The sequence below is a fragment of the Parvibaculum sp. genome, assembly GCF_039973015.1.
Classification (GTDB): domain Bacteria; phylum Pseudomonadota; class Alphaproteobacteria; order Parvibaculales; family Parvibaculaceae; genus Parvibaculum.
Map to the genome: position 1 here is coordinate 74,854 of NZ_JBDWLT010000013.1, position 20,462 is coordinate 95,315.

Here is a 20,462-nt window from a genome sequence, read left to right on the forward strand (position 1 = left end):
CAGATATGAAAAGGCCGCTCCCTGGAGCGGCCTTTTTGATTTCTACCAGAGCCAGGTTTCCGGCTCGGGGACCGGCTTGCCGTCAATGGCGAGCATGAAACCCTTGATGGTGCGGATCAGGAACCAGACCACTGTCGCGATGGCGAGAAGCACGCCAATGCCGATAATGGACGTGATGCCGCTGATCACGGCGAAGAGAAGACCGATCCAGAAAGTACGAATGAGGAAGGTGTAATGCGTGGACGCACCCGCACTTGCTTCCCCGCGCTTGAGATAGGCAACGATAAGACCTGCGATCGCGGTTATTCCCACCGCCAGACTGATGAAATAGAGGATGTAGACGAGCTTGGGCCCGTCCATCTCGTTCGTGGCACCTGGCTGGGTTGCCGGTGGTTGCGTCTCCGTCATGGAATGCCTCCTCTGCGAGAATCACCGTAGCAAGGCTAACGGCTGGGAGGAACCATGACCATCCGCCTTGCAAATACGTGTCTCCTCGCCGACAAACAGTCATCGAGACATTCTGCTTCGGGGAGAAAATCCATGCCCACCATCTACATGATCCGCCACGGCGAGGCTGCTGCTGGCTGGGACGCCGATACCGACCCCGGGCTTTCCGAAAAGGGCCGGGGGCAGGCAGAAGCCGTCGCCCGGGAAATCGAAAAGCGGGTTGGAAAGAAGCTGCCAGTACTTTCCTCGCCGCTCCGCCGCTGCCAGGAAACATCGGTGCCGCTGTCGAAGGCATGGGATTGCGAGCCGGTCATCGAAACGCGTGTCGCTGAAATTCCCTCGCCGATCGAGGATCTCGCCGCGCGGACCGACTGGCTCCGTCGCATCATGAGCGGTAACTGGGCTCAGGCGCTGACACCGGAGAATACGGGCAACGGCAAGGTCGATCTCGCGGGTTGGCGGCAGTCTGTTGTCGATGCCCTCACGAGCCTTCCACAGGATACGGTCATCTTCTCGCACTTCATCGCGATCAATGTGGCGGCGGGCATAGCGGCAGGCGACGACCGTCTCGTCACTTTCCGGCCGGACAATTGTTCGGTCACCGTCTTCGAGACGAAGGGTGACACGCTCACACTGGTAGAGCAGGGCCGCGAGGCGGAAACGAAGGTGAATTAGGCGAGAACTCAATCCGCCAATTACCCGCCGCAATCGCATGGTTATAGTGCTGCCATGACAGACGCGATAGATTCTCTTGAACTTCTCACCGTCGAAGAGATGGCACGTGCCGACGCGCTCACCATCGAGAGCGGCACGCCCGGTATTGCCCTTATGGAAAACGCGGGCAGGGCGGTGGCGGATGCAATCGTGTCACGTTTCCCGCAGGGGCCGGTTTCCGTACTTTGCGGGCCGGGCAACAATGGCGACGACGGCTTCGTTGTCGCCCGCCTTCTGGCCGAACGGGGCTGGTCCGTCACGCTCTTTTTGGTGGGACCGCGGGAGAAGCTTAAGGGCGATGCCGCCGCCGCGGCGGACCGCTGGCCGGGCGCCGTTCATCTGCTGGCCGCCGATGCAGGAAAGGGCGCTTCGCTCGTCGTCGATGCGATTTTCGGCGCCGGGCTCGCTCGCGATGTAGATGGTCCGGCCGCTGACGCCATCCGCCGGATAGGCGAGGCAGGAACGCCCGTCATCGCGGTGGACATACCGACCGGCATTGATGGAAACACGGGGCAGGCGCGCGGTGCAGCCTTTACCGCCGCACTCACCGTCACCTTCTTCCGCCCGAAACCCGGCCACTTGCTGCTGCCGGGCCGTCTTCTCTGCGGTGAACTTGTCGTAGCCGATATCGGTATAAAGCCCGAAGTGCTGGCGGAGATCGGGCCGCACACTTTCGTCAATGCGCCACCGCTCTGGGCATCGGTTTTCCCGCGTCCGCGCATCGACAGCCATAAATATACGCGTGGCCATGCCGTCGTCGTGTCGGGCGATGCCTCGCATACGGGCGCTGCTCGCCTCGCGGCCCGCGGCGCGTTGCGGGCGGGCGCTGGGCTCGTCACCGTCGCCTCGCCACCCTCTGCCATCCCGGTCAATGCAGCGCATCTCACTTCGATCATGCTGATGCCTTTTGAGGGGGCGGACGCGCTGACGGCCATCCTTGAGGACAAACGCAAGAACGCACTGCTTGTCGGTCCCGGCGCGGGCATCGGCTGGGAGACGCGCGACAATGTACTCGCGGCTCTTCTTTCGGGGGCCGCCATAGTGCTCGACGCTGACGCGCTGACCTCCTTTGCGGAGATCCCGCGCGACCTCTTTGTTGCCATCAAGGGCTTTTTTGCTGGCCCCGTCGTAATGACCCCGCATGAAGGCGAGTTCTCGCGCCTCTTCCCGAACATCGCCTCCAAAAAGGGGGAGGAGGGCGCAGACAAGCTCGAACGAGCCCGCCTCGCAGCCGCCGAGGCCGCGGCGATCGTGATTCTCAAGGGGCCGGATACGGTCGTTGCAGCGCCCGATGGCCGCGCCGCCATTGCCCGCAATGCCGGGCCGGAACTCGCAACAGCAGGGTCCGGCGACGTATTGGCGGGCGTCGTGCTCGGTCTTCTGGCCCAGGGCATGCCCCCCTTCGAGGCGGCCTGTGCTGGCGTCTGGCTCCACGGGGAGGCGGGAGATTGCTTCGGTCCCGGCCTCATTTCCGAGGACTTGCCGGAAATGCTTCCCGCGGTTCTCCGCGATCTTCTGGACCGCATCTGAGGATTGCCCGGCTTTCCGCGGCTTTTGCTGGCAATCGCCTTATGCCCTTGATATAGAGTGCGCCAATTCAGGGACAGGCCGGCTCGCTTGGGCTACGCCAGAGACCTTTTTGCGGGCGTGGCGGAATTGGTAGACGCGCTGGATTTAGGTTCCAGTGCCGCAAGGCGTGGGGGTTCGAGTCCCTCCGCCCGCACCAGGCCGGAAGCCCGGCTGACAGAATGGCCGAAAAAGAACGGATTGGATAATGCAGGTCACGGTAACGAACGCGGACGGATTGAAGCGCGAATTGAAGATTCAGGTTCCTGCTCAGGATCTGGAATCGAAGCTCGGCGCCAAACTCGATGAGATGAAGAGCCAGGTGCGCCTCAAGGGCTTCCGCCCGGGCAAGGTTCCGCTCAGCCATCTTCGCAAGACCTTCGGCAAGCAGGTCATGGGCGAAGTCATTCAGGAAACCGTTGGCGAGACGAGCCAGAAGGCGATCGAGGAGGAATCTCTTCGCCCCGCCTTCCAGCCTGCGATCGACCTCGAAGGCGAAATCCAGGACGTGATCGACGGCAAGTCGGACCTCACCTACAAGATGAGCTTCGAAGTCATCCCGGCCTTCGATCTGACTGACTTTTCAAAGATGTCGCTCGAGCGCCTCACGGCTGAGGTAAAGGACGAGGACGTGGACGAGTCGCTGAAGCGCCTCGCCGAGAACCAGAAAAATTTCGAACCGCGCGAAGAAGGCGCCAAGGCTGAAGACGGCGATCTGCTGACGCTCGATTTCATCGGCAAGATCGACGGTGAGGCGTTTGAAGGCGGTTCCGCCGAGGATGCCAATCTCGAAATCGGCTCTGGCCGTTTCATTCCCGGCTTCGAGGAACAGCTCATCGGTGCCAAGGCTGGCGACGAAATCGAGGTGAAGGTGACCTTCCCCGAGGAGTATGGCGCCGAGCAGCTCGCAGGTAAGGACGCCGTTTTCGACGTCAAGGTCAAGGAAGTGAAGGCGCCTGCGGAACTGGAGCTCAACGACGAGCTCGCCACGCGCTTCGGTCTCGAAAGCCTTGAGAAGCTGCGCGAAGCGCTCGCCGAGCAGATGAAGGGCGAATACGACCGCATGTCGCGCCAGCACATGAAGCGCGCCATGCTCGACAAGCTCGACGAGCTGCACGATTTTGAGCTGCCGCCCACTATGGTCGACCAGGAGTTCAACCAGATCTGGCAGCAGTTCGAGCATGAGTTGCAGCATCAGAACAAAACGGCTGCCGACCTCGACGAGCCGGAAGAGGAAGTCCGCGCCGAATACCGCAAGATCGCCGAGCGCCGCGTTCGCCTTGGTCTTCTCCTCGCGGAAGTCGGTGAGAAGAACAGCATTACCGTCACCGAGCAGGAACTGAATCAGGCACTTGCCGAACGCGCCCGCCAGTTCCCTGGCCAGGAGCGGCAGCTTTATCAGTACTTCCAGCAGAACCCGCAGGCTGTGCAGGAACTGCGTGCGCCGATCTTCGAAGACAAGGTCGTCGACTTCATTGCCGAACTGGCGGACGTGACGGACAAGGTGGTGAGCCGCGACGAGCTCTTCACCGACCCGGACGCGGATGAGCATGATCACCACCACGATCACGATCACGACCATGACCACGGCGAAGAGAAGCCGGCCAAAAAGAAGGCTGCGCCGAAGAAAGCCGCTGCGAAGAAGGATGACGCCAAGAAAGATGAGGGTGGCGAGAAGAAGCCCGCCGCCAAGAAGGCGCCTGCCAAAAAGAAAAAAGAAGACTGAGCGGTCCGCCGTTCCGAACGAAAGAAAGGCCCGGATGATTGTCCGGGCCTTTTTCTTTGCCGCCGGAGACTATCGTCCGCGGGCTGCGAGCTGACTTAGATTGTGAAGGGCCGCGGAATATTCCACGAAGCTGCGCGGGCATATATCTGCGGCCTTTTCGAGCGCGACCTTGCTTTGCTGCTCGCCTCGCGCGAATTGGGCTGCTCCGAGGTAATAGTAGGCTTCGCAGCGTTGCTCCTTCTCCGTAGCAGGTGTGATGTCGGCTGCTGCATTGAAGAGGGCTTCTTGATCGATCTTGCCGGTGAAGAAATCGACGATGGGTCTGGGCCAGGCCTCGACAAAATTCTTTGCATGGTCATGAAGGATCTGTTGGCTTGGATGTCCGGCTTTTGTGTGGACGATGTAAAGCCACAACGCCGGATACATGTAGGAAGGGTCGAGCGAGAGCGATTTCTTGATATCCTTTATCGCGGCGCCATTTCGACCGAGATAAAAGTTGGCCCTCCCGCGGCCGTAATAGGCGTTGCTGTTCAGGGGCTCAAGGTCGATAGCCATGTCGAAGTTCTCTACCGCGTCCTCGAAATTTCCCGCTGCGAAATACGATATGCCGCGGGATGCGTAGGCGTCTGCCTCACGCGGTTTGAGTCTTATTGCTTCGATAAATTCTCTCTGTGCTTCCCTGTAGGCACCCGCATTGTCGAGGAGCATCCCACGAGAGACACGCCCGTCGTAGTCGTAGGGCCCGTCCATCGGGACGGCAAGAATATCGGCTATCGCCTCAGGCAGAAGCGCTTGTTCGGCATAGGCTTGCGCCCGCATGGGAAGCACCCAACCGCGAAAGTCGGGAAAGCGGTCGAGAACCAGGGAATAGTCCTCGACGGCTGCGGGGTAGTTCAGGGTCTTTTCCTTGAGCAACCCGCGATGGGCAATCGCATGACCATCCGACGGACTGAGCGAAATGACCTCCGTCAGATCAGAGATTGCTCCCTCATAATCTCCCTCGGCTTCCTTCGCAAAACTTCGAAATCGGTAGGCGATCGGGTCGGGCCTGATTTCCACGGCGGCGGTCAGGTCGGCAATTGCTTGATCGTGATCCTCTCGCTTGTAGTGCAGCAGACCGCGGAGTTTGTACGCTTCCGCCCGGTGGCGCGGCAGCAGGACAGGTGAGGTGGTTGCCGACGTGTAGAGTTCGAGGGCCCGCTCGACGTTGCCTGCGTGGTAAGCCCTTCGTGCTTCGGCAAGGTCGCTCGCAGAGGTCACGTAGATTCCATACGCGCCGATCAGTGCGAGCAGTGCGAACACGCTGCCGCCGGCAATGATGAGTTCTTTTTTGGTCGCGCGCATCATGGTTCCCCCGATCGTCGGTGCCGCCCGAATTATGGCTGAATGAAGGCACCGATGCGTTAGGATTTCGGTAGTAAAAAATCTTGGCCCGAGGGAGAAAAACCTGTTGCGCGGACTCGGCGATACCTATATCTCCGCGCATCACAAGACGCACACGCACGTGCCGCTGGCCCTTAGCAGGTTTATGCAACGACGGAAGCGTCCTTTTTGGATCACGCCGGCCAACAGAAAAAAGCCGGGTCTGAAAAAGGGTGTTTACGATGTTCGCTCCGGAGCAGGGCCGCCGTGCCCGTTCGCGCATTTCCATGAAATCCGCTGCCCCCACGGTTCCGACTGCCAAGTCGGCTCCGGCTGGCAGGCCGGTCACACCGTTGAAGTCACCGCTTCGTCGCAAGCCGCGCTTGCGGCTTGTGCCGCAGGCGGCCGAGCTTCCGCTGGAGCGCGGTGGCTTGCCGCCCAAGATCGCGCGCTACCTTGCGACAGCCGACATTCCCTCGCCTTGCCTTGTGGTCGACGTCGACATCGTCGCCCATAACTTCGAGGAACTCGCGCGCTCGCTGCCGCAGGCCCGTATCTTCTATGCCGTCAAGGCAAACCCGGCCGACGAAATTGTCTCGCGTCTGGCCCGCCTCGGCTCGTCCTTCGATACCGCGAGCATGGGCGAGATCGATCTCTGCCTGAGCCACGGCGTCTCGGCCGATCGCCTCTCCTTCGGCAACACGATCAAGAAGGAACGCGACATTGCAGCGGCCTTCGCCAAGGGTGTGCGCATGTACGCCTTCGACAGCGCTGCCGAACTTGACAAGATCGCGCGCGTTGCGCCCGGCTCGAAGGTTTATTGCCGCGTACTCATGGAATGCGAAGGCGCCGAGTGGCCGCTCTCGCGCAAGTTCGGTTGCGAGCCCGAGATGGCGGCGGACCTGCTCGTCCGTGCCAATGAACTCGGCCTCGATGCCTATGGCTTGTCCTTCCATGTCGGCTCGCAGCAGACCGACCTCACGCAATATGACAAGGCGCTCGCGCTCTCTCTGTCGCTCTTCCGCGATCTCGGCGCGCGCGGTGTGAACCTGCGCATGGTCAACATGGGCGGCGGCTTTCCTTCGCGCTACCGCACCGACGTGCCCTCGATTGCCGCCTATGGCGAGGCGATCCGCGAAGCGCTCACGCGCCACTTCGGCGAGCGTCAGCCTGAAGTGATCGTGGAGCCCGGCCGTGGCGTCGTCGGCGACGCCGGTGTCATCCAGGCCGAAGTCGTACTCGTCTCCGAAAAGGGGGGCGACGATGCGCGACGATGGGTCTATCTCGATGCAGGCAAGTTTCACGGCCTTGCCGAAACCATGGACGAGGCGATCCGCTACCGTCTCCTGACTTCTCGTGATGCCGCGGTATCGAGCGAGAACGACACGTCGCCCGTCGTTCTCGCCGGTCCGACCTGCGACAGCGCCGACATTCTCTACGAGAAGACGGACTATCGCCTGCCGGTCGAATTGCAGGCGGGCGACAAGGTCTGGATTCTTGCCACGGGTGCCTACACGACGACCTATTCGGCCGTCGCGTTCAATGGCTTCCCGCCGCTGGCGAGCGTCTGCATCTGAGGCCACCCGCCAAAAGCACACTCATACGAGAAAGACGACCGGGAAAAGCCAGGAAGGGCAGCGCGAACGAAAACTTGCCGCGCCCGATCCCCGCCCATGGAAACGCACATGAAGATCGTTCTTGAATCTGAGTCACACGAAAGGGACGTCGCTGCGCTGGTCGCGGACGCCTTCGGCCCGGACCGCTTCGCGAAAACAGTCTACCGGCTTCGCGATGGCGTGGAGGCCGATGCCTCTTTGTCGCTCGTTGCGCTTGATGGCGGAGATGTCATCGGTAGCCTTCGCTTCTGGCCGGTCGAGATTGAGGGCACGCCTGCACTCCTGCTCGGGCCACTCGTCATCTCGCCGGAGCGTCAGGGTGAGGGGATCGGCAGCCGCCTCATGAAGGCCGGCCTCGCCCGCGCCGCGGAGCAGGGGCACCGGATCGTGGTGCTGGTCGGCGATGAGCCCTACTACCGCCGTTTTGGTTTCACCCGCGCACTTGCCCGCAGGCTCGAACTGCCGGGTTGGGTGGACCCCGCGCGTTTTCTCGCCCGTGAGCTTGTTTCGGGCGCTCTGGCGGGTGTAGCGGGCATGATCGGGCGTCCGGGCGACATGGTGGGGGTGCCGGCGCCCGCAAAGGTCAGACAGGCTGCCTGAAGCTACGACAAAAGACCCGGTGCGGGGTGGGGGCGAAATCTGCCGTTCCAGTCCCTATATTCCTTGCGCTAGTGTTCTGAACCGTCCATTTACCGAATCGGACTATCAAGTTTCATGCGCTTGCATGGGAATGCGACGCTTGTGCCCTTTGCCGGGTGACGGCGCTTCCTGTTAAACAGGCGCATAAATCGGCCGATGCTCAGGAGAGACAATGAAAGACCCCGTCGAAACCTACATGAACCTCGTGCCGATGGTGGTCGAGCAGACCAACCGTGGCGAGCGCGCCTACGATATTTTCTCGCGTCTGCTGAAGGAGCACATCATTTTCGTCGCGGGGCCCGTCGAGGACAGCATGGCGATGCTGGTGACAGCACAGCTTCTCTTCCTCGAGGCGGAAAACCCGAAGAAGGAAATCTCGATGTACATCAACTCGCCGGGCGGCGTGGTGACGTCGGGACTGGCGATCTACGACACTATGCAGCACATTCGTCCGCCCGTTGCGACGGTTTGCATGGGACAGGCGGCTTCAATGGGCTCGCTTCTCCTTGCCGCAGGCGAAAAGGGTATGCGCCATGCGCTCCCGAATGCGCGCATCATGGTTCACCAGCCTTCCGGCGGCTTCCAGGGCCAGGCGACGGATATCGAAATTCACGCGCGTGAGACGATCGCGATTCGCGAGCGTCTGAACAATATCTATGTGAAACACACCGGTCAGAGCCTGAAGGATGTGGAAGACGCGCTTGAGCGTGACAACTTCATGAGCCCTGAACGCGCGAAGGAATTCGGCATTATCGATCATGTTGGTGTCGAGCGCCCGGCCTCTCCGGGGGACACCGCCGCAAAGGGCTGATTTAGCACCACTTTGCAGCTATTCGGTTCGGCTGCCCGCATAATGGGCTTTGATTTGCTCATGAAGCGGGCTTCTCCGGCGCGAAAACGGCGTTTTCCGCTGTCACGGAGGGGTAATGAAATGTTGATCCCTCGCCGAATAACATGCTCGTATGGAGTTAAGGCGGCTTGCTGAGTCATCCGTTTGGGCCCTTCGGGCGTATGAAAACAGGTGCCTTGATCGGCCGCCGCAAGGCAGGCACGTTTGGTGCAAGGGCTGGATGCGTCAGTTAAGGCCTGCAGGTTACTAAGGAGTTTTTATGAGCAAGGTGAGCGGCGGCGACTCCAAGAACACGCTCTACTGTTCTTTCTGCGGCAAGAGCCAGCATGAAGTCAGGAAGCTGATCGCGGGACCGACCGTCTTTATCTGCGACGAATGCGTCGAACTCTGCATGGATATCATCCGCGAGGAGAACAAGTCTTCGCTGGTGAAATCGCGTGACGGGGTTCCCTCGCCGCAGGAAATCTGCGGGGTGCTGGACGACTACGTGATTGGTCAGCAGCATGCCAAGCGTGTGCTCTCGGTTGCGGTCCACAACCATTACAAACGTCTCAACCACGCCGCCAAGAACAACGACGTCGAACTCGCGAAGTCGAACATTCTGCTGATCGGTCCGACCGGTTGCGGCAAGACGCTGCTTGCGCAGACGCTTGCCCGCATTCTGGATGTGCCCTTCACGATGGCGGATGCAACCACGCTGACCGAAGCCGGTTATGTCGGCGAGGACGTGGAAAACATCATTCTGAAGCTGCTTCAGTCCGCAGACTACAATGTCGAGCGTGCGCAGCGCGGTATCGTCTATATCGACGAGGTCGACAAGATCAGCCGCAAGTCGGACAATCCGTCGATTACGCGTGACGTGTCGGGCGAAGGTGTCCAGCAGGCGCTGCTGAAGATCATGGAAGGCACGGTTGCCAGCGTTCCGCCACAGGGTGGCCGCAAGCATCCGCAGCAGGAGTTCCTGCAGGTCGACACGACGAACATCCTGTTCATCTGTGGCGGCGCTTTTGCGGGCCTCGAAAAGATCATCGGGCAGCGCGGCAAGGGGGCCGGCATGGGCTTCAGCGCCCAGGTCCAGGCAGCCGAGGATCGCAAGACCGGTGAGCTCCTCAAGGATCTCGAACCGGAAGATCTTCTGAAATTCGGCCTCATTCCGGAATTCGTCGGTCGTATGCCGGTTCTGGCGACGCTTGAAGATCTCGACGAGGAAGCGCTTGTTACCATCCTCACACAGCCCAAGAACGCGCTGGTGAAGCAGTATGAGCGCCTGTTCGAGATGGAGAATGTGAAGCTTACCTTCTCCGATGAGGCGCTGCGTTCAGTTTCGCGCAAGGCAATCGAGCGCAAGACCGGCGCCCGTGGCCTTCGTTCGATCCTTGAATCGATCCTGCTCGACACGATGTTCGATCTGCCGACGCTCGAAGGCGTCGAGGAAGTCGTCATCAGCGCTGAAGTGGTGGAGGGCAAGGCCCGCCCGCTTTACATCTACGCCGAGCGCCAGGGTGACATCGGCACAGGTGCCTGACATCAAAACCCCATGAAAACGGGGCTTTTCGAAATTTGACGATGGCCTTGAAAGCATGAGCTTTCAGGGCCATTTTCATTTTAACCAGTAGGCTCGCCCGAGCCGCGAGCCGGGTTCCGCAACGTAACCCGGCAGCCTCCTCGTCCAACGCCGTTCCGAAAGAGGCGCGGTGTGCCCGAATCCCGCTATTCTGGTGGACGACCGGCAGATCAGCATTCATTCAGAATCGAATGTTAGGCTGACGTTTTCGCTGCGGGCGGCAGATTTTAGTAAGGCAGGTTCCGACCATGACTGACAACGAACAGAGCAACAAGCCTCCAGCCGGTGACGAAGGCACGGAAGAGACGCTCGTCCTTCCCGTCCTGCCTTTGCGCGACATCGTGGTTTTCCCGCACATGATCGTGCCGCTCTTTGTCGGCCGCGAGAAATCCGTGCGCGCACTCGAAAACGTGATGCAGGACGACAAGCAGATTTTGCTCGTCGCGCAAAAGAACGCAGCGGACGATAATCCGTCAGCAGACGAAATTTACGAGGTCGGCACAGTCGGTACCGTCCTCCAGCTTCTGAAGCTCCCCGACAACACCGTGAAGGTGCTGGTGGAAGGGGTTCGTCGCGCGCGGGTAAAGAAGTTCACGCCGAATGACGAGTTCTTTGAAGCCGAGATTGATCTCGTCGCAGAAACCGACGATGACGGCGAGCAGCTCGAAGGCCTGTCGCGTTCGGTGGTGTCGCAGTTCGAAGGCTATGTGAAACTCAACAAGAAGGTTCCGCCGGAAGTGTTGGGTTCGATCGGCCAGATCGAAGAGGCCGCGAAGCTTGCCGACACGATCGCAAGCCATATCAACATCAAGATCCCCGAGAAGCAGGAGCTTCTCGAAATGCCGTCAGTTACCGAACGGCTGGAGCGGGTCTATTCGCTGATGGAAGGCGAGATCAGCGTTCTCCAGGTGGAGAAGCGCATCCGCTCGCGCGTGAAGCGCCAGATGGAGAAGACGCAGCGCGAGTACTATCTGAACGAGCAGCTCAAGGCCATTCAGAAGGAGCTTGGCGACGGCGACGAAGGCAAGGACGAGATGCGCGAGCTCGAAGAGCGCATCCAGAAGACCAAGCTTTCGAAAGAAGCACATGAAAAGGCCATCGCCGAGCTGAAGAAGCTCAAGCAGATGAGCCCGATGTCCGCCGAAGCGACCGTCGTGCGCAACTATCTCGACTGGTTGCTCTCCGTGCCGTGGAAGAAGAAAAGCCGCGTGAAGAAGGACGTCCTCGCCGCGCAGGAAATTCTCGACAAGGAGCATTACGGCCTCGACAAGGTCAAGGAACGTATCCTCGAATATCTCGCGGTGCAGAGCCGGTCCAACAAGCTCAAGGGCCCGATCCTTTGCCTCGTCGGACCGCCCGGTGTCGGCAAGACCTCACTCGGCAAGTCGATTGCGCGTGCGACCGGCCGTGACTTCGTGCGCATGTCGCTCGGCGGTGTGCGTGACGAGGCCGAGATCCGCGGTCATCGCCGCACCTATATCGGCTCGATGCCCGGCAAGGTCATCCAGTCGATGAAGAAGGTGAAGCATGCGAACCCGCTCTTCCTGCTCGACGAAATCGACAAGATGGGCTCGGATTTCCGTGGCGATCCGTCTTCGGCGCTTCTCGAGGTGCTGGACCCGGAGCAGAACAATGCCTTCGCCGACCACTATCTGGAGGTGGACTACGACCTCTCCGACGTCATGTTCGTGACGACGGCGAATACGCTCAACATCCCCGAACCGCTGATGGATCGGATGGAGATCATCCGCATCGCCGGCTACACCGAGGATGAGAAGGTCGAGATTTCGCGCCGCCATCTGATCCAGAAGGCGCTCGAATCTCACGGCCTGAAGAAGGGCGAGTGGTCCATCGACGACGAGGCGCTGCGTCAGCTGATCCGCGTCTACACGCGCGAGGCGGGTGTTCGTAACCTTGAGCGCGAATTGAATAATCTTGCTCGTAAGGCGGTGAAGGAAATCCTCACCACGCCGGGCAAGAAATCGATCGCGCTCACGAGTGAGAACATCGAGGACTACGCCGGTGTCCCGAAATATCGCTATGGCGAGGCCGAGGGCGAGGATCAGGTCGGCATCGTGACGGGCCTTGCCTGGACGGAAGTCGGTGGCGAATTGCTGACTATCGAAGGCGTCATGATGCCCGGCAAGGGCCGCATGACAGTCACGGGCAACCTGCGCGATGTCATGAAGGAGTCGATTTCGGCGGCGAGTTCCTATGTCCGCTCCCGCGCGACCCGCTTCGGCATCGAGCCGCCGCTCTTCGACCGCAGGGACATTCACGTCCATGTGCCTGAAGGTGCGACCCCCAAGGATGGCCCTTCGGCCGGCACCGCCATGACGGTCGCCATCGTTTCGGTGATGACCGGCATTCCAGTCCGCAAGGACGTGGCGATGACGGGCGAGATGACGCTTCGTGGCCGGGTTCTGCCCATTGGCGGCCTGAAGGAAAAACTCCTCGCGGCGCTGCGTGGCGGCATCAAGAAGGTGCTGATCCCGCAGGACAACGCCAAGGATCTTGCCGATATTCCAGATAATGTGAAGAACGCTCTGGAGATCGTGCCGGTGAATACCATCGACGAAGTGCTCAAGAATGCGCTGACGCGCATGCCCGAGCCGATCGAATGGGACGAGGAAGCCTGGCTTGCCGAACAGGCCGGCAAGCGCCCCTCCGGGGACGCGCCTGAGCAGGTTATGGCGCATTAAGAGTGAAAAATACGCCACAAAGGCGGATTTGACGGAAACGGGAGCCTTCGGGCTCCCGTTTTTCGTTATCGGAAATACGGATTTTCCGCAGAAATCCTGCGATTTTACTTTGACCCCCTTCTTCACCGACGGGTAGACTCCCGAGTCTCAGGGGAATCCTCAGATTCCCGCCATTGCATGTGGAGGGGCCTCACGTGAATAAGAACGATCTGATTGCAGAAGTGGCGGAACGGAGCGGTCTGTCTAAGGCCGACACCACGAAAGCCGTCGACTATGTATTCGACATCATCACGGACTCGCTGAAAAAGGGCGAAGAGGTCCGGCTCGTTGGTTTCGGCACCTTCAATGTGTCGAACCGCGCGGCCACCGAGGGCCGCAACCCGCGTACCGGCGAGACCATTCAGATCCCTGCGTCGAAGCAGCCGAAGTTCAAGGCCGGCAAGGGTCTCAAGGACGCCGTTAACAGCTGATCCTTCGATAAGCTGGTTCAAAGGGCCGGCCGCCCGGTGAGGGCGTGCCGGTCTTTTGCTTTTCAGCGCCCCGTTTCGCTCTGCTCGTCGCGGGGCCCTTCGGCGTTCTCCTCCACGGGCATTTCGTCCTCCGCCGCGCGCGGGTCGAGTTCGGTCGGCAGCGGCTGCACCTGGGGGAAGGGAACGGCAACGAAGTCTGTTCGCTGCTCTCCCGTGAGCGCGGGGCTGAAGGCGATCCGGTAGAGCGTGAAACCGGCAAAGCCGATATGGACCGCCGCCGTCGCCACGAAGATCGACGCCATGCCGAAGGTCGACACGCCGATGGATGCCGCCGTCGGGCCAATGATCGAACCCACCGAAAAGACGATGAGCATGCCACCCGATATGGCAACGAAGCTTTCACTCTGCCCGTGGTCGTTCATATGGGCGACGACCACCGAATAAAGCGTGAGCCCGAATACCCCGAACAGGAAACCGGCCGCCATGACGGCGAGCATGTTACCGCTCATCCCGGCGGCTGCCAGAGCCGCTTCCCCGAGTGCTGCGCCGAGGCTGAGGGCGACGATCACGCGGCGCCGGTCCATGCGGTCCGAAATGCGTCCGATTGGCCACTGGGCGATGGCCCCGCCGATAATGGCAGCAGCCATGAAGATCGAAATACCCGCTGTGTCGAGCCCGCTCTCGCTCGCATAGAGCGGGGCAAGGGTCCAGAAGGGCGCATTGGCCAGCCCCACCACGAAGGAGCCGACAAGGCCCACGGGAGACAGTGAGTAGAGCGCCCAGATGTCGATCCGGGTGCTCTGGATAGGCATTGGCTGTACGGAGGTCGTCATTGCGACGGGCACGAGCGCAAGCGAAGTGAGAATCGAGACCACAGCGAACAGGACGAAAGCTGCCGGATCGGCCGCATTGAGCAGTAACTGGCCAACGGTGAGCGCCGAAAGGTTCACCATCAGATAGGCCGAGAAGAGCCGTCCGCGTGTCTCGTTGGTCGACTGCTCGTTGAGCCAGCTTTCGATGACCATGTAGAGCCCGGCGAAGCAGAAGCCCGTGAGTACGCGCATGAGGGCCCAGACAATGGGGTCGGCCGATAGCGCATGGATCAGCGGCGCGGCGGAGGCGAGGCCGCAAAAGGTGGCGAAGCTTCGGATGTGTCCGGCCCGGCGCACGACATGCGGCGTGGCGAGGCACCCAATGAGAAATCCGGCGAAGTAGACACTGCCGATTATGCCGACGGTTGTCGTCGCGAAGCCGTCGAGACCGGCACGAATCGGTATGAGGGTGCCGAGCATCCCGTTGCCGACGAGCAGAATCGCTGTTGCCAGAAGCAGCGAAAAGACGGGCGCAATCGTACGGGGCAAGGGGGATTCCGTCTGTCGTGGCTGTGAGTGGCTAGGCCCAAGTTCGCGGTTTTGGCACGGGATTGCAATGGCTCGGATCGAGCCATCTGCTGCTTGCGATTGCAATCGGCAAAGGCATCCGATAGGAGTTTCGCCGCGCATACACAAGGCTTTGTGTGCGGGCGGTTAGCTCAGTTGGTAGAGCATCTCGTTTACACCGAGAGGGTCGGCGGTTCGAGCCCGTCACCGCCCACCAGTCCTTGCCTGCCCGGCGGGATACGATCCGGCTCATTGCCGAAATCGAACAAATGCATGAAGCGCGGAAACCCGCCTTGACAGCGCGGATACCTTGGCTTACGAGACGCCCACCTCTCGGGCGGCTTCGCCGTCGGCAAGGGGGTGTAGCTCAGTTGGTTAGAGCGCCGGCCTGTCACGCCGGAGGCCGCGGGTTCGAGTCCCGTCACTCCCGCCATTTTCTTCAAAACGCCGGCTTCGATGCCCGTAGCGACTCCGCTTCGCCGCACTTTGCATGCATTGCACAAAACGCTGCATGTGTTGTTCGGAACGGTTCGCAAAGGCCGGAAAATCAACAGCTTTTGCCTTGGCGACGCGGGCGCTGGCCTTTGATTTTGCAGATGCGAGGTTTATACTGCGCGTCGAATTGGGAGGCCGCTCGCGGGTGATTTTTTCAACCCGCATCGCATCCAGGATGCGAAGGGGAGGCAGCCCCGGCCGGAGCTTTCTCCGGTACCTTGTGAGGACAATTCGATGGAAGACCTGCTGCTTGAGTACCTGCCCATTTTGATCTTCATGGGCCTGTCTCTCATTGTGGGTCTTGCTCTCCTGATTGCGCCTTTCGTCGTTGCGCCGAGCAGGCCCGATCCGGAAAAGCTCGCCGCCTACGAATGCGGTTTCGATGCCTTCGACGACGCGCGCATGAAGTTCGACGTGAAGTATTATCTCGTCGCGATCCTATTCATCATCTTCGACCTTGAGGTCGCCTTCCTGTTTCCCTGGGCCGTAGCCCTGGGCGACATCGGTGTCTTCGGTTTCTGGTCGATGATCGTCTTCCTTGGTGTGCTGACGATCGGTTTTACCTATGAGTGGCGGAAGGGTGCTCTGGAATGGGAGTGACGAATCCCGACAAGGTGATTTCCAACACGCCCGGCGTGGTTGACCCTGAAGTCTCCGTACCGGCGTGGCAGGACGATGCCTTCTTCCGTCAGGCGTCCGATGCGCTCGCCGACAAGGGCTTCGTGCTGACGACCGTCGATGACCTCATCAACTGGTCGCGCACCGGCTCGCTCATGTGGATGACCTTCGGTCTCGCCTGTTGCGCCGTCGAGATGATGCAGACCTCGATGCCGCGCTACGACGCCGAGCGCTTCGGCGTTGCGCCCCGTGCGAGCCCGCGCCAGTCCGACGTGATGATCGTCGCGGGTACGCTGACGAACAAGATGGCGCCGGCGCTCCGCAAGGTTTATGACCAGATGCCGGAACCGCGCTACGTGATCTCGATGGGATCATGTGCGAATGGCGGCGGCTACTACCACTATTCTTATTCCGTGGTGCGCGGCTGCGACCGGATCGTTCCGGTCGATGTCTATGTGCCCGGATGTCCTCCCACAGCCGAGGCGCTCCTCTACGGCATCCTCGCGCTTCAGAAGAAAATCCGCCGGACGGGAACGCTCGACCGCTGATTTCGACGACAGGGACGGGCGGCTTCCTCACGGTTCCGCGCGCCTCAAACGAACTTCGAGACCGTACCTATGGACGAAAGTCTTGCAGAACTAGGCGAACACATTCTCGGCTCGCTCGAGGATTCCGTGCTCGAATTTCGCGTTGCCTTCGGTGAATTGACGATCCTGGCTCAGGCTCAGTCGATTGCGCGGGTGTTGAAATTCCTGCGCGACGATCCTGCTTGCCGTTTTTCCACGCTGCTCGACATCACGGGCGTCGACTACCCGGAGCGCTCGCAGCGTTTCGATGTGGTCTACCACCTGCTGTCGATGTATCAGAACCAGCGCATCCGCGTGACGGTCCGCACCGATGAGGAAACCTCGGTGCCGAGCGTCGTGCCGGTTTTCCCCGCTGCGAACTGGTACGAGCGCGAGACCTTCGACATGTACGGCGTTTTCTTCTCCGATCACCCGGACCTGCGCCGCATCCTCACCGATTATGGCTTCAACGGTTATCCGCTCCGCAAGGATTTCCCGCTGACGGGATATGTGGAAGTGCGCTACGACGATGACGAAAAGCGAGTCGTCTACGAGCCGGTGAAACTGGTGCAGGAATTCCGCAGCTTCGATTTCATGAGCCCCTGGGAAGGAGCGGAATATCTGCTCCCGGGCGATGAGAAGGCGGAGGGTTGAGGAAATGGCCGAGCAGGAACTCCGCAACTACCATCTGAACTTCGGTCCGCAGCATCCCGCCGCGCATGGCGTGCTGCGTCTCGTGCTCGAACTCGATGGCGAAGTCGTCGAGCGCGTGGACCCACATATCGGTCTTCTTCATCGCGGCACCGAGAAGCTGATCGAATACAAGACCTATCTTCAGGCGACACCTTACTTCGACCGCCTCGACTATGTGGCGCCCATGAATCAGGAGCACGCCTTTGTGCTGGCCGCCGAGCGGCTGCTCGGCCTCGACGTGCCGCGCCGTGGCCAGTTCATCCGCGTTCTCTATTCCGAGATCGGCCGTATCCTCGCCCACATGCTGAACGTCACGACGCAGGCGATGGACGTTGGTGCGCTGACGCCGCCGCTCTGGGGCTTCGAGGAACGCGAAAAGCTCATGATCTTCTATGAGCGCGCGTCCGGTGCGCGCATGCATGCCAATTATTTCCGCGTCGGCGGGGTTCATCGCGATCTGCCGCCGAAGCTTCTTGAAGACATCTACAATTTTTGCGACCCCTGCGCTCAGGTGCTCGACGACCTCGAAGGTCTTCTCACCAACAACCGCATCTTCAAGCAGCGCAATGTCGATATCGGCGTCGTCAGTCAGCAGGAAGCGCTCGAATGGGGCTTCTCCGGTGTCATGGTGCGCGGTTCCGGCATGGCATGGGATCTGCGCCGCTCGCAACCTTATGAAGTTTACTCCGAGCTCGATTTCGACATCCCGGTAGGCAAGAACGGCGATTGCTACGATCGCTATCTGATCCGTATGGAAGAGATGCGCCAGTCGTTGCGTATCATGAAGCAGTGCATCGAGATGATGCCCGGCGGCCCCGTGCACTCCGATGATGGCAAGATCGTCCCGCCGTCGCGCGCCGAGATGAAGCGTTCGATGGAAGCGCTCATCCATCACTTCAAGCTCTATACCGAGGGCTATCACGTGCCCGAGGGCGAAGTTTATGCGGCCGTCGAAGCGCCCAAGGGCGAGTTCGGCGTCTTCCTCGTCTCCGACGGCGGCAACAAGCCCTACAAGTGCAAGATCCGCGCGCCGGGATATGCCCATCTCCAGGCGATGGATCATCTCTGCAAGGGCCACATGCTGGCGGACGTTGCCGCCATTCTCGGTTCCATCGATATCGTGTTCGGAGAGGTGGACCGATGAGTGTCAGGCGTCTCGATCCCAATCAGCCCGATAGCTTTGCCTTCACGGCGGAGAACGTCGAATGGGCGAAAGGGCAGATCGCGAAATATCCCGAAGGCAAGCAGGCCTCGGCGGTCATCCCGCTGCTCTGGCGCGCGCAGGAACAGCATGATGGCTGGCTGCCCGAGCCTGCGATCCGCTATGTCGCGCAGATGCTGGGCATGGACTATATCCGCGCCCTCGAGGTCGCGACCTTCTACACGATGTTCAACCTCTCGCCCGTCGGCGAGAACTTCGTGCAGCTTTGCGGTACGACGCCGTGCTGGCTGCGCGGTGCCGACGAACTTAAGGAAGTTTGCCGCAAGCATATCGGCCCGGAGGGCAAGGTGAGCGCGGACGGCAAGTTTTCCTGGATGGAAGTCGAATGTCTCGGTGCCTGCGTCAACGCGCCGATGGTACAGATCAATGCCGACTTCTTCGAAGATCTCGACGGCTCCTCCTTCGAGCGCGTCCTGAACGATCTGCGTGAGGGCAGGGACGTAAAACCCGGTCCTCAGAACGAGCGTCATGCATCCGAACCGGAAGGCGGGCTGACAAGCCTCACCACGGTTGGCGATCCGCAGGCGGGCGGGGGTAACTGATGCTGGAAGACAAGGATCGCATTTTCACCAATATCTACGGGTTGCAGGACTGGCGTCTCGAAGCCGCGAAGAAACGCGGCGACTGGGACGGCACGGCCGCGATCATCGCCAAGGGGCGTGACTGGATTCTCGACGAGATGAAGAAGTCGGGCCTGCGCGGCCGCGGCGGCGCAGGCTTCCCGACCGGCCTCAAATGGTCCTTCATGCCCAAGGAGTCCGATGGCCGCCCGCACTACCTTGTCGTGAACGCCGACGAGTCCGAGCCTGGCACCTGCAAGGATCGCGACATCATGCGTCACGATCCGCAGAAGCTGATCGAGGGCTGCCTCATCGCGTCCTTCGCGATGGGCGCACACGCTTGCTACATCTATGTGCGTGGCGAATTCATCCGCGAGCGCGAGCAGCTTCAGGCCGCCGTCGACGAAGCCTATGAAGCGGGGCTTCTCGGTGCGAACGCCGCAGGCTCGGGCTGGGACTTCGACCTCTATGTCCATCACGGTGCCGGCGCTTACATTTGCGGCGAGGAGACGGCCCTTCTCGAAAGCCTCGAAGGCAAGAAGGGCATGCCGCGCCTCAAGCCGCCTTTCCCGGCGAATGTCGGTCTCTATGGCGCGCCGACCACGGTGAACAATGTCGAGTCGATCGCGGTCGCGCCGACCATCCTGCGCCGTGGCGCGGACTGGTTCGCAGGGCTGGGCCGCCCGAATAATACCGGCACCAAGCTCTTCTGCATTTCGGGCCATGTGAACAAGCCCTGCAATGTCGAAGAGGAAATGGGTATCCCGCTGAAGGAGCTTCTCGAGAAGCATGCGGGCGGCGTGCGCGGCGGCTGGGACAATCTTCTGGCGGTGATCCCGGGCGGTTCGTCCGTGCCGCTTCTGCCGAAGTCGATCTGCGATGACGTGCTGATGGATTTCGACTCGCTGAAGGCCGTGCAGTCCGGCCTCGGCACGGCGGCTGTCATCGTCATGGACAAGTCGACCGACGTCATCAAGGCGATCGCGCGTCTCTCCGCTTTCTACAAGCATGAGAGTTGCGGTCAGTGCACTCCCTGCCGCGAAGGCACGGGCTGGATGTGGCGCGTCATGGAGCGTCTTGTTGCGGGCGAAGCGGAGGTCGAGGAAATCGACATGCTGCTCGACGTGACGAAGCGCGTCGAAGGACACACGATCTGCGCCCTCGGCGATGCGGCGGCCTGGCCGGTTCAGGGCCTCATCCGCCACTTCAGGGGAACGATCGAAGAGCGCATCGCGGAGAAACGCGGCGGCGCGGCAAGGGCGGCGGAGTAGAC

General features: G+C 60.8%; 18 protein-coding genes and 3 tRNA genes. 18 read left to right on the plus strand and 3 right to left on the minus strand.

The window, feature by feature from the left end; genetic code table 11:
* Positions 1 to 42: 42 nt before the first annotated feature.
* The gene (locus ABJO61_RS16930; protein ID WP_348324513.1) at positions 43 to 408 is read right to left on the minus strand and encodes a hypothetical protein; all 366 of its coding nucleotides are present in this window, start codon (positions 406 to 408) and stop codon (positions 43 to 45) included.
* Between the two features lie 132 nt (positions 409 to 540).
* On the opposite strand from ABJO61_RS16930, the gene ABJO61_RS16935 reads away from it, so the two are divergent.
* From ABJO61_RS16935 to tig, 4 genes are all read left to right on the plus strand, one after another.
* A complete protein-coding gene (locus tag ABJO61_RS16935) occupies positions 541 to 1,122 on the plus strand; it encodes a histidine phosphatase family protein (RefSeq protein WP_348324515.1) in 582 nt (193 codons plus the stop codon).
* A 54-nt stretch (positions 1,123 to 1,176) separates the two neighbouring features.
* Positions 1,177 to 2,691 (plus strand): NAD(P)H-hydrate dehydratase, encoded by a 1,515-nt coding sequence (locus tag ABJO61_RS16940; protein WP_348324516.1) that lies wholly within the window; start codon positions 1,177 to 1,179, stop codon positions 2,689 to 2,691.
* 111 nt (positions 2,692 to 2,802) lie between these two features.
* Positions 2,803 to 2,887, plus strand: a tRNA-Leu gene (locus ABJO61_RS16945).
* Between the two features lie 48 nt (positions 2,888 to 2,935).
* Positions 2,936 to 4,453: a trigger factor gene (gene tig / locus ABJO61_RS16950; protein ID WP_348324518.1), complete on the plus strand. Its 1,518-nt coding sequence runs from the start codon at positions 2,936 to 2,938 to the stop codon at positions 4,451 to 4,453.
* 69 nt (positions 4,454 to 4,522) lie between these two features.
* Here the strand turns inward: tig and ABJO61_RS16955 are convergent, their stop codons facing one another.
* Positions 4,523 to 5,800, minus strand: coding sequence for a tetratricopeptide repeat protein (locus ABJO61_RS16955; protein WP_348324520.1), 1,278 nt, complete (start codon positions 5,798 to 5,800; stop codon positions 4,523 to 4,525).
* A gap of 257 nt (positions 5,801 to 6,057) precedes the next feature.
* Here ABJO61_RS16955 and ABJO61_RS16960 point away from each other — a divergent pair, with 257 nt between their 5' ends.
* The 6 genes from ABJO61_RS16960 to ABJO61_RS16985 all read left to right on the plus strand — a co-directional run bounded on the left by ABJO61_RS16960 (position 6,058) and on the right by ABJO61_RS16985 (position 13,656).
* Positions 6,058 to 7,392: a type III PLP-dependent enzyme gene (locus tag ABJO61_RS16960; protein ID WP_348324522.1), complete on the plus strand. Its 1,335-nt coding sequence runs from the start codon at positions 6,058 to 6,060 to the stop codon at positions 7,390 to 7,392.
* Positions 7,393 to 7,500: 108 nt separating this feature from the next.
* Positions 7,501 to 8,031, plus strand: a complete 531-nt coding sequence (locus tag ABJO61_RS16965) for an N-acetyltransferase (protein ID WP_348324524.1) — start codon at positions 7,501 to 7,503, stop codon at positions 8,029 to 8,031.
* A 211-nt stretch (positions 8,032 to 8,242) separates the two neighbouring features.
* Positions 8,243 to 8,881, plus strand: coding sequence for an ATP-dependent Clp protease proteolytic subunit (locus tag ABJO61_RS16970; protein ID WP_348324526.1), 639 nt, complete (start codon positions 8,243 to 8,245; stop codon positions 8,879 to 8,881).
* Between the two features lie 298 nt (positions 8,882 to 9,179).
* A complete protein-coding gene (gene clpX, locus ABJO61_RS16975) occupies positions 9,180 to 10,445 on the plus strand; it encodes an ATP-dependent Clp protease ATP-binding subunit ClpX (RefSeq protein ID WP_348324527.1) in 1,266 nt (421 codons plus the stop codon).
* 287 nt (positions 10,446 to 10,732) lie between these two features.
* The gene (lon, locus tag ABJO61_RS16980; protein ID WP_348324529.1) at positions 10,733 to 13,186 is read left to right on the plus strand and encodes an endopeptidase La; all 2,454 of its coding nucleotides are present in this window, start codon (positions 10,733 to 10,735) and stop codon (positions 13,184 to 13,186) included.
* 179 nt (positions 13,187 to 13,365) lie between these two features.
* Complete coding sequence (locus ABJO61_RS16985) at positions 13,366 to 13,656, plus strand: HU family DNA-binding protein (protein WP_293331145.1); 291 nt, start codon at positions 13,366 to 13,368, stop codon at positions 13,654 to 13,656.
* A gap of 62 nt (positions 13,657 to 13,718) precedes the next feature.
* Here ABJO61_RS16985 and ABJO61_RS16990 read toward each other — a convergent pair whose 3' ends face one another.
* Complete coding sequence (locus tag ABJO61_RS16990) at positions 13,719 to 15,017, minus strand: MFS transporter (protein WP_348324532.1); 1,299 nt, start codon at positions 15,015 to 15,017, stop codon at positions 13,719 to 13,721.
* Positions 15,018 to 15,176: 159 nt separating this feature from the next.
* Between ABJO61_RS16990 and ABJO61_RS16995 the strand changes: the two genes are divergently transcribed.
* The 8 genes from ABJO61_RS16995 to nuoF all read left to right on the plus strand — a co-directional run bounded on the left by ABJO61_RS16995 (position 15,177) and on the right by nuoF (position 20,460).
* A tRNA-Val gene (locus tag ABJO61_RS16995) sits at positions 15,177 to 15,252 on the plus strand.
* Between the two features lie 139 nt (positions 15,253 to 15,391).
* Positions 15,392 to 15,468, plus strand: a tRNA-Asp gene (locus ABJO61_RS17000).
* Between the two features lie 296 nt (positions 15,469 to 15,764).
* Complete coding sequence (locus ABJO61_RS17005) at positions 15,765 to 16,130, plus strand: NADH-quinone oxidoreductase subunit A (protein ID WP_348324534.1); 366 nt, start codon at positions 15,765 to 15,767, stop codon at positions 16,128 to 16,130.
* A complete protein-coding gene (locus tag ABJO61_RS17010) occupies positions 16,121 to 16,696 on the plus strand; it encodes an NADH-quinone oxidoreductase subunit B family protein (protein WP_348324536.1) in 576 nt (191 codons plus the stop codon). The genes ABJO61_RS17005 and ABJO61_RS17010 overlap by 10 nt, the downstream gene beginning before the upstream one ends.
* Positions 16,697 to 16,765: 69 nt before the next feature.
* A complete protein-coding gene (locus ABJO61_RS17015; RefSeq protein WP_348324538.1) occupies positions 16,766 to 17,368 on the plus strand; it encodes an NADH-quinone oxidoreductase subunit C in 603 nt (200 codons plus the stop codon).
* 4 nt (positions 17,369 to 17,372) lie between these two features.
* Positions 17,373 to 18,551: an NADH-quinone oxidoreductase subunit D gene (locus tag ABJO61_RS17020; RefSeq protein WP_348324540.1), complete on the plus strand. Its 1,179-nt coding sequence runs from the start codon at positions 17,373 to 17,375 to the stop codon at positions 18,549 to 18,551.
* Complete coding sequence (nuoE, locus tag ABJO61_RS17025) at positions 18,548 to 19,171, plus strand: NADH-quinone oxidoreductase subunit NuoE (RefSeq protein ID WP_348324542.1); 624 nt, start codon at positions 18,548 to 18,550, stop codon at positions 19,169 to 19,171. The genes ABJO61_RS17020 and nuoE overlap by 4 nt, the downstream gene beginning before the upstream one ends.
* A complete protein-coding gene (nuoF, locus tag ABJO61_RS17030; RefSeq protein ID WP_348324544.1) occupies positions 19,171 to 20,460 on the plus strand; it encodes an NADH-quinone oxidoreductase subunit NuoF in 1,290 nt (429 codons plus the stop codon). The genes nuoE and nuoF overlap by 1 nt, the downstream gene beginning before the upstream one ends.
* Positions 20,461 to 20,462: the final 2 nt, after the last annotated feature.